Annotated in this window: 11 protein-coding genes; 8 read left to right on the top strand and 3 right to left on the bottom strand. The window is 74.6% G+C overall.

All coding sequences use genetic code 11. The features are described from left to right. The first annotated feature begins 1 nt into the window (after position 1). The 3 genes from GA0070614_RS26595 to GA0070614_RS26605 are packed head-to-tail and all read left to right on the top strand — an operon-like array spanning position 2 to position 2,964. Entirely contained in the window at positions 2–556 is a 555-nt protein-coding gene (locus GA0070614_RS26595; protein ID WP_172892509.1) for a MauE/DoxX family redox-associated membrane protein, read from the top strand. A gap of 27 nt (positions 557–583) precedes the next feature. Further along, positions 584–1,123 carry a TlpA family protein disulfide reductase gene (locus tag GA0070614_RS26600; RefSeq protein ID WP_088978518.1) on the top strand — a complete coding sequence of 180 codons (540 nt, stop codon included), beginning with the start codon at positions 584–586 and terminating at the stop codon, positions 1,121–1,123. Continuing rightward, positions 1,120–2,964 carry an ABC transporter ATP-binding protein gene (locus GA0070614_RS26605; RefSeq protein WP_088978519.1) on the top strand — a complete coding sequence of 615 codons (1,845 nt, stop codon included), beginning with the start codon at positions 1,120–1,122 and terminating at the stop codon, positions 2,962–2,964. The genes GA0070614_RS26600 and GA0070614_RS26605 overlap by 4 nt, the downstream gene beginning before the upstream one ends. A 43-nt stretch (positions 2,965–3,007) precedes the next feature. Here the strand turns inward: GA0070614_RS26605 and GA0070614_RS26610 are convergent, their stop codons facing one another. Together GA0070614_RS26610 and GA0070614_RS26615 are read right to left on the bottom strand one after the other, a co-directional pair. Continuing rightward, the gene (locus GA0070614_RS26610; protein WP_172892510.1) at positions 3,008–4,837 is read right to left on the bottom strand and encodes an AfsR/SARP family transcriptional regulator; all 1,830 of its coding nucleotides are present in this window, start codon (positions 4,835–4,837) and stop codon (positions 3,008–3,010) included. A gap of 179 nt (positions 4,838–5,016) precedes the next feature. Further along, entirely contained in the window at positions 5,017–5,901 is an 885-nt protein-coding gene (locus GA0070614_RS26615) for a Crp/Fnr family transcriptional regulator (RefSeq protein WP_088978521.1), read from the bottom strand. A 76-nt stretch (positions 5,902–5,977) separates the two neighbouring features. Between GA0070614_RS26615 and GA0070614_RS26620 the strand changes: the two genes are divergently transcribed. Genes GA0070614_RS26620 through GA0070614_RS26630 form a run of 3 tightly spaced genes read left to right on the top strand, consistent with a single transcriptional unit; the run spans position 5,978 to position 10,010 of the window. Further along, positions 5,978–6,901 (top strand): hypothetical protein, encoded by a 924-nt coding sequence (locus GA0070614_RS26620; RefSeq protein ID WP_231933393.1) that lies wholly within the window; start codon positions 5,978–5,980, stop codon positions 6,899–6,901. Continuing rightward, a complete protein-coding gene (locus GA0070614_RS26625; RefSeq protein WP_157745096.1) occupies positions 6,898–9,186 on the top strand; it encodes a hypothetical protein in 2,289 nt (762 codons plus the stop codon). Before GA0070614_RS26620 ends, GA0070614_RS26625 begins: the two co-directional genes overlap by 4 nt. Beyond that, on the top strand, positions 9,183–10,010 hold the full coding sequence (locus tag GA0070614_RS26630; RefSeq protein WP_088978523.1) for a hypothetical protein: 828 nt from the start codon (positions 9,183–9,185) through the stop codon (positions 10,008–10,010). The genes GA0070614_RS26625 and GA0070614_RS26630 overlap by 4 nt, the downstream gene beginning before the upstream one ends. Positions 10,011–10,174: 164 nt before the next feature. On the opposite strand, the gene GA0070614_RS26635 is transcribed toward GA0070614_RS26630, so the two are convergent. Continuing rightward, positions 10,175–11,971, bottom strand: coding sequence for a glycoside hydrolase family 64 protein (locus GA0070614_RS26635; protein WP_231933394.1), 1,797 nt, complete (start codon positions 11,969–11,971; stop codon positions 10,175–10,177). Positions 11,972–12,278: 307 nt separating this feature from the next. On the opposite strand from GA0070614_RS26635, the gene argC reads away from it, so the two are divergent. Continuing rightward, positions 12,279–13,280, top strand: coding sequence for an N-acetyl-gamma-glutamyl-phosphate reductase (gene argC / locus GA0070614_RS26640; protein WP_088978524.1), 1,002 nt, complete (start codon positions 12,279–12,281; stop codon positions 13,278–13,280). Next, entirely contained in the window at positions 13,277–14,449 is a 1,173-nt protein-coding gene (argJ, locus tag GA0070614_RS26645; protein ID WP_088978525.1) for a bifunctional glutamate N-acetyltransferase/amino-acid acetyltransferase ArgJ, read from the top strand. The genes argC and argJ overlap by 4 nt, the downstream gene beginning before the upstream one ends. The last annotated feature ends 22 nt before the right edge of the window (positions 14,450–14,471 follow it).

The raw sequence follows: 14,471 nt of genomic DNA on the forward strand, positions 1-14,471 counted from the left end.
GATGCGACACCTGGAGCTGACCGCCCGCCTGCTGCTGGCGCTGGTCTTCCTCGCGGCGGTCGTCGGCAAGCTGCGCACCCGGTCCGACTTCGCCGACTTCGTCGCCACGGTGGGCCGCTTCGGCGTGCCGGCGCGGTGGACCCGCCCGGTCGGCGCGACGGCGGTGGCCGCGGAGGCGGCGGTGGTCGTCCTGCTCGTCACGCCGGGCGCCGCACCGGCCGGGCTGGTGCTCGCCGTCGTCCTGCTCGCGGCGCTCACCGCCGCGCTGGTGGCCACGCTGCGCCGCGGCGAGCGGCCGGCCTGCCGCTGCTTCGGCGCCGGTGACACCCCGATCGGCCGGCGGCACGTGCTGCGCAACCTGGCGCTCGGCGCGGTCGCGCTGCTCGGGCTGGCCGCCGCCCTCACCGCCGACGGCGGGCCACCCCCGGCGGCGGCGGTCCTGCTCGCCGCCGGAGTGGCGCTGCCACTGGCCGCCGTGGTGATCCGCCTCGACGACCTCGTCGCCCTCTTCGCCTCCGCGCCGACCCGGCCGACCCGCCCGGCCGGCCGCCCCTGACCTGCACCCCTACCGAAGGAGCCGTCCATGGCGCTGCTGACCGCCGCCGTCGTCCTCGTCGCCGCTCTCGGCCTGCTCAACCTGGTGCTGCTGCTCGGCGTGATCCGCCGGTTGCGGGAGCACACCGAGCTGCTCAGCGAGCGGCAGTCCGCGCCTCCCGAGGTGATGCTGGAGGTCGGGTCGATCCCCGGCGACTTCGTCTCCACCACGGTGGACGGCCGGGTCCGCGCCCGCGCCGACATCCCGCCGATGACCCTGGTGGCGTTCCTCTCCCCGGGCTGCGACCACTGCGAGGAGCAGTTGCCGGAGCTGGAGCAGCGGGCCGCGGAGATGCCCGGCGGCCCGGAGCACGTCTGGGTCGTCGTGGTCGGCAAGGGCCCCGAGACCCAGGAGTACGCCGACCGGTTCGCCGCACTGGCCACGGTCTTCGTCGAACCGGGCACCGGCCCGCTGCCGAAGGCGTTCGCGATCAAGGGCTTCCCCGCCTTCGGCCTGCTGGACCAGCACGGGGTCGTGGCCTCCACCGCGTTCGGCCTGGCCCGCCTCGACCTGCCGGTGGCGCGGTGACCGCACCGCGCCTCACCGCCCGTCGGGCCGCCCGGCACGCCCGGGTGGCCCTCGGGCTCACCTGGCGGGCCGCGCCCGTGGGCACCGGCGTCGACCTGCTGCTCGCCGTCCTGGCCGGGGCCACGCCGGTGGCGGTGGCCGGGTTGACCAAGCTCGTCCTGGACCGGCTCACCGGCCGGGGTGGCCCGGCCGTGCCGGTGGCGGCGCTCGGGGTGGGGCTGGCCGTCGCCGCCGCCGTCGCGGCGGTCCTGCCGCACCTGCGCCGCTACGTCGAGGACGAACGCCGCCGGGCCGTCACCCGCCTGGTCCGCCGACGCCTGCACGAGGCGGTGTCCCGCCTGGTGGGGCTGGTCCGGTTGGAGGACCCGCTCTTCCAGGACCGGTTGCAGGCCGCGCAACAGACCGGGCACCTCGGGCCGACCCAGCTCACCGGCAACACGCTCGGCGCGGTGCAGAGCGTCATCGCGATCGCCGGCTTCCTCGGCGTGCTGCTGGCCCTGAGCCCGGTCATCGGGCTGCTCGTGCTGGTGGCGGCGCTGCCGACGCTCGGGATGCAGCTGCGCCTCAACCGGGCCCGGATGGCGATGGTGCTGCGCCTGGAGCACTTCCAGCGGCGCGACCTGTTCTTCGCCCACCTGCTGACCGGGGTGCCGGCCGCCAAGGAGGTGCGCCTGTTCGGCCTCGGCCGGTTCTTCGGCGACCGGATGCTCGACGAGCTGCACGGCATGCACCGGGTGGAGCGCGGGCTGGACCGCCGGGAGATGCGGGCGCAGGCGCTGCTGGGCCTGCTCGGCGCGGGGGTGGCGGGCGTCGGCGTGGTGTGGACCGTCAACGCGGCCGCCAGCGGACGGCTCAGCCTGGGCGACGTCGCCGTCTACCTGGCGGCCGTGCCGGGCGTGCAGGGCGCGCTGGGCGCCCTGGTCGGCCAGGTCGGCGCCATCCACCAGGCGCTGCTGCTCTTCGACCACTACGACCAGGTGGTCCGCGCCGAGCCCGACCTGCCGGTGCCGGCTGCGCCCCGCCCGGTGCCACCACTGCGGCGCGGGATCGAGCTGCGGGACGTCTGGTTCCGGTACTCGCCGGAGCACCCCTGGGTGCTGCGCGGGGTCGACCTGTGGCTGCCGCACGGCGCCACCACGGCGCTGGTCGGCCTCAACGGCGCCGGAAAGAGCACCCTGGTCAAGCTGCTGTGCCGGTTCTACGACCCGGAGCGCGGTGCGATCCTCTGGGACGGTGTGGACCTGCGCGAGTTCGACCCACAGGCGTTGCGGGAGCGGCTCGGCGCGGTGTTCCAGGACTTCGTGCCGTACGACCTCACCGCCGGCGAGAACATCGCCGTCGGTGACCTGTCGGCGCTCGGGGACGCCGACCGGCTGCGGCAGGCCGCCCGGCACGCCGGCGTCGACGACACCCTGACCGCCCTGCCGCGCGGCTACGACACCCTGCTGACCCGGGTCTTCTTCGACGGACCGGACCGTGACGACCCGCAGGCCGGGGTGGTCCTCTCCGGCGGCCAGTGGCAGCGGGTCGCGCTGGCCCGGGGGTTCCTGCGGGCCGAGGTGGACCTGCTCGTCCTGGACGAACCGAGTTCGGGCCTCGACGCCGAGGCCGAGCACGACCTGCACACCCGGCTGCGCCGGCTGCGGCGGGGCCGGACCAGCCTGCTCATCTCGCACCGGCTCAACGCCGTGCGCGAGGCGGACCTCATCGTGGTGCTCGCCGACGGCCGGGTGACCGAGCGCGGCGACCACCAGCAGCTGCTCGCCGCCGCCGGTGACTACGCCCGGTTGTTCACCCTCCAGGCGCACGGCTACCGGGAGGACACCCCGGCGCCGGTGTGACCGCGCGTCGCCGGGTCGCGGTCGCTGTCGTGCCGGTCACCGGTCAGCTCGCGGTCGCCTCGGCGCCGGCCCCGGTGGCGGCTCCGGCGCTCGCCTCGGTGGCGGCCAGCTCGGCGGCGTAGAGCCGGACCAGCTCGCCGAGGCGGAAGTGGCCCCGCCCGACGGGCTCGGCGAGTTGCGCCGCCACCAGCCGGTCCAGCGCCCAAGCCGCCTCCTCGCGCGGCACACCGGTCAGCGCGGCCACCTGGTCGGCGGTGACCGGTCCCGGGCGGGCCCGGCCGAGCAGCCGGAAGACCACGGCCGCCGAGCCGAGCCGGTGGTAGCTGGCGCTCAGCCGGGGCCGCAGCCCGGTCTCGGCGAGCCGGAACCGCTCGTCGCGCAGCAGCCGGGCCAGCCGGGCCATGGACCAGTGCGACCCCTCCGCCAGCCGGCGGGCGGCGGTCCGCAGGGCCAGCGGCAGCCCTTCGCAGAAGGCGACCACCGCGACGGCGGACTCCGGCTCCTCGTCCACCGGGCGGTCGCCGACGGTCGCCCGCAGCAGGGCGAGCCCGTCCTCCTGCGGCAACGGCTCCAGCCGGATCCGGCCGGCCACGTCGAGCACCGGCGTGCGGCTGGTCACCACCACCGCGCACCCGCCGCGTACCGGCAGCAGCTCCTCGACCTGCGCCGGATCGGTGGCGTTGTCCAGCACCAGCAGCACCCGCCGGTCGAACAGCAGGGAGCGGACCCGGGCGCGCGCCTCCGCCAGGCTGGTGGCGGGCCCGGCCGCGGGGTCGAGGGACCGCAGCACCCGGTTGGCCACCTGCAACGGCGGCAGCCGCGCGCCGGCGATCGAGCCACCGAGGTCCAGGTGCAGCTGCCCGTCGGGGAAGGTGTCGACCGTCTCGGCGGCGGCCCGCAGCGCCAGGGCGGACTTTCCGGCACCGGCCATGCCGTACACCGACAGCGTCGTCGGCCGCCGCCCGGCCCGGGTCAGCCCGGTGGTGAGCCGGGCCAGCTCCGCTCGCCGGCCGACGAAGGGCGCCGCGGCACAGGGCAGCTCATGGGGTACGGGCGTGAGGCGCAGCGGTGACGCTCCGCGCGGCGACCGCCCGGGTACCCGCAGCGTGGTCCGGACCGGCGGGCCGTCGCCCCGGCGGACGGTGCGGTACAGCTCGGTCAGCTCGGGCCCGGGTGGCACGCCCAGCTCACCGGCGAGCGCCCGGCAGGCGGCCCGGTAGGTCTGCAGGGCCGCCGACCGGTCGCCGGCGCGGTGCTGTGCCCGCATCAGCAGGCTCCAGGCCGACTCGCGCAGCGGGTGCTCGACCACGTGCCGCCGCAGCAGGGCGGTCAGCGCGGGTGAGCCGGGATCGCCCAGCTCCAGCCGGGCCTGCGCGTACGTCTCGCGCACCTCGGCCCGGCGCTCGCGCAGCCGGTCGAAGGTGGCCGCGGTGATCGGCCCGTACGCGGGCGGCGGCTCGGTGGGCGACCACAGCGCCAGGGCCTGCTCGCACCGGGCGGCGGCGAGGTCCGTCGCGCCGTGCGCCCGTGCGGCCCGCCCCTCGTCGGCCAGCCGTTCGAACTCCGCGGCGTCCAGCTCACCCGGCTCGACCCGGAGCAGGTAGCCGCCGCACTCGGCGCGCAGCCGTACCGGCTCGCCGGGCGAGGTGAGCAGGTGCCGCAGCTGGGAGACGTGACTGCGCAGGTTCGCCACCGCCGACGCGGGTGGGCGCGCGCCCCACAACTCCCGGCAGAGCCGCTCGACGGGCACCGCCGACCCGGCGTGCAGCAGGAGGGTGACCAGCGCGGCGGTGGGACGGCCGGCGGGAAGTCTCAGCGTCCGGCCGTCGCGGTACGCCCGCACCGGACCGAGGATCTCGTAGGCCAGGCCCATCTGCCCTCCGCGTGTGCCCCCCGTGGTCGTCATCGACCCCACACCTCCGCCAGGGAGTCATAGTAGTCGATGTAAACGCGCTGTGGTGGAACTTGCACGCACCGTATGGCACCGATGGGTGGGACGTGGACGGGCCGGCGGCCGCCGTCCGCGCGCCAACGGTTTCCGTCCCGACGCGGCTACTCCGGTTCCACCTCCCCGCAGCGTGCGAGTGCCTCGAGGTCGGGGACGGTGATCCGCCGATAGTCCGTCTCGACCAGCCCGTCGGAGCGCAGCTCGCGTAGCGCCTTCTGCACCGATGTCTCTGCGGCGCCGCAGATCGTGGCCAGCTCCGGTTGCGTCAGCCGGACGTCGATGACGACGCCGTGCCTGTCCTGTCGGCCATGTGATCGGCACAGTTCCGCGATCACCCGGGCCACCCGGAGCTTGACCGGGTACGAGGTGAAGTCGATGCGTCGCCGGTTCGACCAGCGCAGCCGGTCCGAGACCATCGCCGCGAGTTCGAGGGCGGCGTCCGGATGCCGGGTGAGGAAGTTCTTGAAGCGGTCTGGCGCGATGACGCTGTAACGGGTGGGGCCGCAGGTGGTGATGGTCGCCGAGCGGGGGCGGTCGTTGAGCGCCGACATCTCGCCCACCAGGTCGCCCCCGACGCGCAGAGCCAGCAGGGCGGTGCGACCGTCGGGAAGAATGGCGGTGACCTTGGTCAGGCCCTCCTCCAGCAGGATCAGGTGCGACTCGCGGACGCCCTCGTGGATGACGATCTGCCCGGCCGGCACGCGCCGTCGGACGCCGAGATCCAACAACGCCGCGCGCACCGCGGGGGTCAGCCGTTGCAGGAAGGTCCCGTACGGCCATTCCACGGCGGGTTGAGCATGCTCTCGCCGCATCGACACCCTCACTCTTCTCCACCGACGAAGGTCGTCGAAGCGTAGCCGGATCCACTCGGAGCGCGACGCCCCGAGGCGGGCCATCGCCGCCGCCGCGACCTGGACGACGAGCAGAGCCAGGATCGTCAGCGGTTCCACCCCGACCGTCAGGAGCAGGTCGATCACAGCCGTTCGCATGGTTCCAGCACAGCCTGCGCGGACCTCCCTGATCCCTGACCAGGATGGGATGACCGCTGCCCGACAGTTTCGGCCGATGCCCTACTTCTACGGGTTCTCGACCGGCCGGTGTCGCTTCGATGTCCCTGCGGTGCCCGTGCGTACGGCGGGCCTGGTGACGAAGGGTGCAAAGACGATGCGACATCCCGAGCGGCGACTCCTGGTGGCCGTGGACATGGAGCGGTACAGCCGGCGCAGCAACCTCCAGCAGTACGAGGCGCAGCAGGACTTCAAGCAGTTGCTGCAGATGGCGGCGCGTGACGTCGGGCTGGACCGCGTCACCTGGACGACCCAGCAGGCGGGCGACGGCGAACTGGCGATCTTGCCCAGGGACGTTCCCGAGGCGCGGGTCATCGGCCGCTTCGTACCCGAGCTGGACCGCCGGTTGCGACACCACAACAGCAGCCGCCTACCGGCTGCGCGGATCCGCCTCAGGGTGGCTGTCCACCAGGGAATGGTCCACCTCGACGGGGCGAACGGCTTCCCCGGCAACGCCGTCGTGCACGTCTGCCGCCTGTGTGAGGCCGACCCCGTGCGGAAGGCCTTGGCCGCCTTCCCCGGCGCCGGGGTCGCGCTGGTGGTCTCCACGGAGATCTACCGGGACATCGTCACCGAGTATCCCGAGCAGATGCGCCCGGAGCGATTCCGCCGTGTCGAGATCGCGCACCCGGACAAGGACTTCCGGGAGCACGCCTGGCTCTGCGTCGTCGACGAGGACATCTCGTCCTGGGAGCCGTCGGACGCCTCGCCGGTGCCGCCCTCCCCCCGCCCCGCCGAACGGGGGACGGAGGAGAGACGACGATCGCCCGCGGAGCGGGACAGGGGAGCCCCGTCGACCGGGGCGCAGATCAGCACCGGTGACGTCCACGTCCGTGGCCAGAACGCGATCGGACCGAACGCGACGGCGATTGGCTCGGTCGGTCGCGATGTCACCTTCGGCGCCGACGGTGGTGGCCGATGACCGGGACGACGTGGGCAGGTGAACCGCTGGCTGACCCCGCCGACGCGTCGTCCGGCCCGGTGCCCGTGCCATTGGCCGGCGTCGACGAAGAGCTGACACGCGACGACGGTGAGCGGCCGGGCGGGCCGGAGGAGGGGCCGCCCGACCCGTCGGCGCGGTCTGCGGAGGACGAGAACCCCGACGAGCGGGATCTCGCCGACGAGCCCGAGGAGGCGGTCGACGCCGGTCAGGTCCTGGCCCGGCTCGCGTCCCTGCTCGGCGCCCCGTCCCTGATCGATGTCGGCGACGTACGGGTGCGCGGCCAGAACGCAACCGGACCGGGGGCGACCGCGATCGGCACTGTGAACATCACCACGACGGGCGTGGACTCCGGCGGTCGCACCTGGTCCGAGACGCTCAGTGGGGCCTGGGTCCGGCAACTGGCCGACGGCTACGCGCCCACCCCGAGCGACCAGCAGCTCGATCGGCTGCTCGAACAGCGTCATCTGCTCTGCCTGTCGGGTCCGGAGGGGACGGGGCGGCAGAGCGCGGCATGCCTGGCCTCCGCCCGCCGGCATGGCCTCGACCAGGTCGCGGTCCTCGACGCGGAGCAGCTGACCGACCTGTTGCGTCCGGACGGGCCGTTGCGCCCGGGTTACGGCCACGTGCTGCGACTGACCGACGGTGCGGTTCGCGAGCTGGACGGGATGACGCTCGTCGCGCTGGCCGCCCGCGCCGAGATGCTCGGCAGTACCCTGCTGCTGGTCGGGGACTTCGGACGACGTGACCATGCGCTCGCCGGGCATCTGGTGTCGCACCGCCCGGCGGCTCCGGGGGACGTGTTCCGGGCGCAGCTACGCCGCCTGCTGCGGGGACACTGCGTCGGGTGGTGCTCGGACAGCTGCGTGGGTGACTGCCTCGACCCGTACGTCGACGAGTGTGTGGCACACCCACTCCTCGCGGCCCACCTGTCCGGTGGCCCCCGGGTGGGCGAGGTCGTACGGCTCGCGGAGCTGATGGCGCAGTCGCCGCCACGGACCGCCGACCTCACCGATCGGCTGGAGCGGTTGCTGCCGCGTCAGCTGCACGAGCGGGCGACCAGCATCCTGGCCGTCGGGGACACGTCGTCCGCCGCCGGTCCCTGGAGCGCCCAGCACTGCCGGGCGTTCCGGGTGTCGTGCGCCGTCCTGGCGGGGCTACCGGTGACCGAGATCCACGCTGCCGGGCGGCTGCTGGCGGCGTCCGGGTCGATCGCTGAGTTCCCCGCGCCTGCGCCGGCGAGCCTGGCCGGCGGAACGGTCGAGGCGCTGGTCGGCCCCGTGCTACGGCAGGCGGTCCTGCTGGTCGACGACGATCGACCGACGGGCGGGCGACGGCTCGAGTTCTCCGCCGGCAACGACCAGTTGCGGACCAGTCTGTTGGACGTGGCCTGGTCGGACTGGTGGCCCCCGGAGCAGCTGCTCGGCTGGCTGGCCGAGCTGGTGCGGACCGGTTCCCCCGGCGTGCGGGAGGCGGCTGCGGGTTCGATCGGCTGGGCCGGCCGGCACGGTGTGCGGGCGGCGCTGCACACGGTCGACCTTCTCGCCAGGGAGCGCCGGGCGGGCGTGCGGCAGGCGGCCGCCGTCGCACTGGTGGCCATGGCCATGCAGCCGCAGTTGCGGCAGCCGGTCCGCGTGGAGCTGGACCGCTGGGCGACGGGCGGTCCGGCGCATCTTCGGGACACGGTGGCCAGGGCGTACGCGTCAGGGCTGGCTCGCCTGTGGCCGGACGCGGCGCTGGTCCAGCTGCGCCGGATCGCCGAGGCGCGGATGCAGCGGTGGCACAACTCGGTGGTGCGCGGCCTGGTCGAGGTGCACGCCGCCGGCCATGCCGAGCGCGTGCTGCCGGCCCTGGCGGAGTGGAGCACCTCGCCCGATCCGGAGGTCCGGTTGCACGCCGGCCGTGCCCTCCGGGTGCTCGCCGACCGGTGGGCGCCTGCTCCCCGGGAGCACTGGCCGGAGCTTCTCGACCTGGTGCGTGGCGGCACGGTCGCCATGACGGACCTGGTCACCTGCTGGGCCGCCGCCCTCAGCCTCCCCGGCACCGCCTACCGCGCGTGGCGGACGCTCGGCTTCTGGCTGAACCGCGCCGACCGCCAGCCCGAGGTCGCGGCCTACTGCCTGGAACTGCTCGCCCGGCTGGTGGCGGGTCGGGAACCGCTGCGCCGCCGCCTGGAGCATCAGCTCCGACATGTCTGGGCTCCGCTGATGCCCCGCAACACCCTGCTCGACGACGTACGACGACTCACCATCGAGGAGCCCCGATGAGCACTCATACCGACGCCAACGCCGGAGCCCGACCGTCCGTCCCTCCGCAGCCGGACCGCCGCCGCTGGTGGCACGCGCTGTTCCCGCCGACTACGCCCGTCCCGGCGGCTCCGCTCCCGCCGCTGGTGCCTCCGACGGTGTCGTTCCGTCAGGATGCGCCGCAGCCGATCCTGGTCCCGGCGAGGGGGGACGCCTTCGACTTCCACCTGCACGCCGTCTACGTGTGGACCGCGCGGCACATGACGTTCGAGGAGTTGCGCTTCCGTGCCGAGCGCTACCTGAGCTGGGCCGGTGGAATCATCCGGGACCGGGCGGTCGATCTCGCCCGCGAGTATGAGCCGCACCGTTCGCACGATCTCGAGCGGGCTCTCAACGAACGGTTGGCGGGCCAGCGCTGGCCCCGGGACGAGAGCGCACCCCAGTTCTCCGCCCAGGTGCGGGTCCGTCCCGATGACCGGGTCCGGGAGCGGCTACGGCCCTACTGGGAGGAGCGGATCAAGCTGGAGTGCGACCACGAACTGCAGAAGATCAGAGCACGCCAGGTCGATGAGCTGACCCGGCGGTGGTGTGCGGTCCTGCAGGCGCTGGAGGACGACCCCGTCACCGCCCACGCCGCCCGGCTGACCGGGGAGCAGTTCGCCGAGGTCTTCCGCCGGTACGTCGAGGAGCGCCGGGAGACGGTTCCCGACCTGGTCGGCCTGCTCCGGGAGGCGGTGCGGGGGCACAACGACCTCAATCTGGGACCGTCGGAGTACACGCAGGCGTGGGACGCGGCGCTGCGGACGTACGAGCGGCAGCACGGGCTCGCGGAGCGGGTCAACTGATCGTGCGGCGGCTCTCCCCGGCACCGGGAGGGCCGCCGCACCCGGTTCCGGCCGGTGCTTCCCGGTTGGACAGGTGGGGGCGCCGCACCGCAGCAGGGGCGCGGCGGACCCCACCCGCCGTACCGCGTCCGGGCGGTGGCAGCCGTCCCGGACGCGGCGGTGGATCAGCCGGTGAACGGCAGGCTGATCCGGGAGGAGTCGCCGATGCCGAGGGTGGTCGGCGTGCCGCCGATGGCGTTCCAGACCTCGATCGTGACGGTCCCGTTGGAGAGGTCGCCGAGAGTCCCGGCAGCGGCGAGCAGCCCCTGCTGCGCTCCGTAGGACTCCCAGCCGGGGATCGGGTCGGTGGCGAAGTAGCGGTAGGTCTCCACCCGTTCGACGGTCCCGTCGCCGGTCAGGTCGTACGACACCCGGACCTGCACGCCGTTGCCCACCGCGGTGCCGGCGTCGACGGCCAGCTGGAACGCGGTGGCGCCACCCCGGTAGGCGCCGTCCAGTCCGCAGGTGGTGAAGACCAGCGGGTCGGTCGGGGTGCCGTCGTGGTTGCCGTTCGCCGCCGGCACCGTGGCGCCGCCCGCCGGGCCCTGCTCGGCGCCGAGCGCACCGCCGGCCAGCAGGTACTCGACGGGCTGCACCTGGTGCCGGCCGGTCGGGCAGGTCGGCGTCGGGCCGGCCGTCGCGCTGGGCGACGGGCTCGTGCTGGGTGAAGGACTGTTGCTCGGGCTGGTCGGCGCGGTCGGCGTGGGGCTGGGCGGTGGGGTGCCGCCCGCGCCGAACGGGCTCAGCTCGATGCCGGCGGCGCGCGGGTCGCCGTCGTGCACCAGGGACTCCTGCGCCTGCACGTCGTCGAAGGCGAAGCCGTACGCCTTGCCGTCGACCATGTTCGCGTGCACGATCCGCGAGTAGTGGTTGGTCAGCTCACCCCGGTAGAAGTCGGCCGGCCCGCCGCCGGGCTGGGTGTGCAGGGTGCCCAGGGTGGAGCGGTGCAGCGCCGCGCAGAGGGTCCGGGCGATCGGCCCGACCACCAGGTCGTTCGGCGCGGCGAGCGCCCCGTCGCAGTCCCAGACGTCGGAGCTGGACGGCTTGGTGAAGCTGGCGACCTGCCGGCCGGCGGTGTCGGTGAAGGTCATCGTGCTGCCGCTGGTGCGCCCGAGGTACTTCACCTCGGGCTGCGCGGCGAAGGGCGCCACGGTCAGCGTCCGGGTGGTGTAGGCGTTCCACGCCTCGGTGATGTACGGGTCCAGGTAGGTGGCGCTGAACAGGCCGGCGTCGGCGGCCTTGCCGGGGGAGAGCACCCGCAGCACGGTGCCGTCGGCGCGGGTCTGCACCGAGCCGCCCCAGCCGGGCTGGGCCCGGACGGCGTCGATGACGGCCTGCCGCCCGCCGTCGATGACCTCGCCGGTGCGGCGGGTGGCCCCGTCGGCGCCGGTCACGGTGACCGCGTGCGGGACGGCGAACATGTCGACCTGGGAGCTGTTGAGCCAGAGCCCGGCGTCGTTGTAGGTGAACTCGGACCAGTCGAAGAGGATGTCCCGGTTGGGGTCGCCGGCCGCCCACGGGGCCGGCTGCACCAGGCCGTCCGGGGTGAGGGCGAAGCGCAGCTTCTCCCCGAAGGAGAAGTAGACCCGGCCGGAGAGGTTGCGCGGGATGCGCAGCGTGGTGCTGCCGCCCGGCGCGGGGCCGGCGATGGCGACGTCCGGGGCGGGGGTGGGCGGCAGGCCGCCGGCGGGCCAGGGGGTGAAGGTTCCGGCCGCGTCGACGTACCCGAGCCGCCCGGAGCCGAGGTCGACGCCGAGCACGTAGAGGTGGACGCTCTCCGCGCGGCCGGTGTGGTTGGTGACGGTCATCGGGAGCAGGGTGGGGCCGACGGCGCGGGCGAGCGACGCCGCCGTCACGACGGAGGTGGCGCTGGCCAGGACGAGCGCCAGCAGGACGCGCGTCAGCCTGGTGGGGGTACGCAAGGACGACTCCTTCGGCCCGGGCGGGCCCGGCTCGGCCGGCTGCCGCGCCGTCGATGGTGGCGGTGGCCGGGGTGGGGGACGGGGGCTCCCACAGGAGCAGGGACGACGCCTGTGAGAGCGCTCTCTGAGAGAGCGCTCTCACAGCATCGGGCGGATATGCGCTCCTGTCAATGCGGAGGTCCCCCGCCTGGCCGGCCCGGGCGCGGTGAGCGGCGTCACCACCACATGTCCATGCGGCGGAAAGTATGAACTTGCACCGCGCCCGCCGCCGCACTAGCCTTCATTGCATAGTCATGCGGAGGTGAGTATGGGTATTCGAGTAGCGGTCGCGGGCGCGAGTGGGTACGCCGGAGGCGAACTGCTGCGCCTGATCGCCGGTCACCCGGAGTTCGACCTGGTCGCCGCCACCGCGCACAGCCAGGCCGGTCAACCCGTCACCGCCGTACACCCGCAGCTCGCCGGCCTGGACCTGGTGTTCGGGCCGACCGACCCGGCGACCCTGGCCGACGCGGACCTGGTCTTCCTCGCCCTGCCGCACGGCCAGTCGGCGGCCCTCGCCGCGGCCCTGCCGGAGACGGTCCGGGTGGTCGACCTCGGCGCCGACCACCGGCTCACCGACGCCGACGCCTGGGCCCGCTACTACGGCGGGCCGCACGCCGGGGCGTGGACCTACGGCCTGCCCGAGCTGCCCGGCCAGCGGGCGGCGATCGCCGCCGCCACCCGGGTCGCCAGCACCGGCTGCTACGCCGTCGCCACCACCCTGGCGCTGGCCCCGCTGATCGCCGCCGGCGCGGTCTTCCCCGCCGACGTGGTGGTCGTCGCCGCCTCCGGCACCTCCGGCGCGGGCCGGGCCGCCAAGGCCCACCTGCTCGGCAGCGAGGTGATGGGCGACCTGTCGCCCTACAAGGTCGGCGCCCACCAGCACGTGCCGGAGATCAAGCAGGCCACCGGGGCGACCAGCCTCTCCTTCACCCCGGTCCTCGCGCCCATGCCGCGCGGCATCCTGGCCACCGTCACCGCCGTGCCCACCGGCGACGCCGACCCGCGCGACGTGCTGGCGCAGGCGTACGCGGACGCGCCCTTTGTGCACGTGCTGCCCGAGGGCGTCTGGCCGCACACCGCCGCCACCGCCGGCGCGAACTCCTGCCACCTGCAGGCGGCCGTGGACGTCGACTCCGGCCGGGTGATCGTGGTCAGCGCCATCGACAACCTGGGCAAGGGCGCGGCCGGCCAGGCCGTGCAGAACGCCAACCTCATGCTCGGTCTCCCCGAGACCACCGGACTGCCCGTCTTCGGAGTCGCGCCATGACCGTCACCGCTCCCCGTGGCTTCCGGGCCGCCGGCGTCGCCGCCGGGCTGAAGGCCAGCGGCGCCGCCGACGTCGCCCTCGTCGTCAACGACGGCCCCGACGCCGGGGTCGCCGGCGTCTTCACCGCCAACCGGGTCAAGGCCGCGCCGGTGCTCTGGACCCAGCAGGTCGTCCGGGGCGGCGTGGTCCGCGCCGTGGTGCTCAACTCCGGCGGCGCGAACGCCTGCACCGGCCCCGGCGGCTTCCAGGACACCCACGCCACCGCCGAGCACACCGCCGCCGCGCTGACCTCGGTCAGCCCCCGGCTGATGCTCGGCGCCGGCGAGGTCGCGGTCTGCTCCACCGGGCTGATCGGTGAGCGGCTGCCGATGGACAAGCTCCTGCCCGGCGTGCGCGGCGCCATCCGGGGCCTGGCCCGCGACGGCGGCCCGGCCGCCGCCGAGGCGATCATGACCACCGACACCCGGCCCAAGACCACCGTGGCCCGGGGCGCCGGCTGGACCGTCGGCGGCATGGCCAAGGGCGCCGGCATGCTCGCCCCCGCCATGGCCACCATGCTCTGCGTGCTCACCACCGACGCGGTGGCCGGGCCGGAGAGCCTGGACGCCGCGCTGCGGGCCGCCACCCGGGTCACCTTCGACCGGATCGACTCCGACGGCTGCATGTCCACCAACGACACCGTGCTGCTGCTCTCCAGCGGCGCGTCCGGCATCGAGCCCACCGAGGCCGAGCTGACCGCCGCGGTCACCGCCGCCTGCCACGACCTGGCCCAGCAGCTCATCGCCGACGCCGAGGGCGCCACCAAGCAGATCGCCATCGACGTCGTCGGCGCGGCGAGCGAGGACGACGCGGTCGAGGTGGGCCGCTCGGTGGCCCGCAACAACCTGGTCAAGACCGCCCTGTTCGGCAACGACCCGAACTGGGGCCGGATCCTCGCCGCCGTCGGCACCACCGCCGCCGCGTTCGAGCCGGACGGGGTGGACGTCGCGGTGAACGGGATCTGGGTGTGCCGCTCCGGCGCCGCCGCCGAGGACCGCTCCGCGGTGGACCTCACCGGCCGGGACGTCACCATCCGGATCGACCTGCACGCCGGGGACGCGGCGGCGACGGTCTGGACCAACGACCTGTCGCACGCGTACGTGCACGAGAACTCGGCGTACTCGACGTGAGCGCGCCGAACGGACCGGAGGT

Origin of the sequence: Micromonospora coxensis (assembly GCF_900090295.1) — a bacterium.
GTDB lineage: Bacteria > Actinomycetota > Actinomycetes > Mycobacteriales > Micromonosporaceae > Micromonospora > Micromonospora coxensis.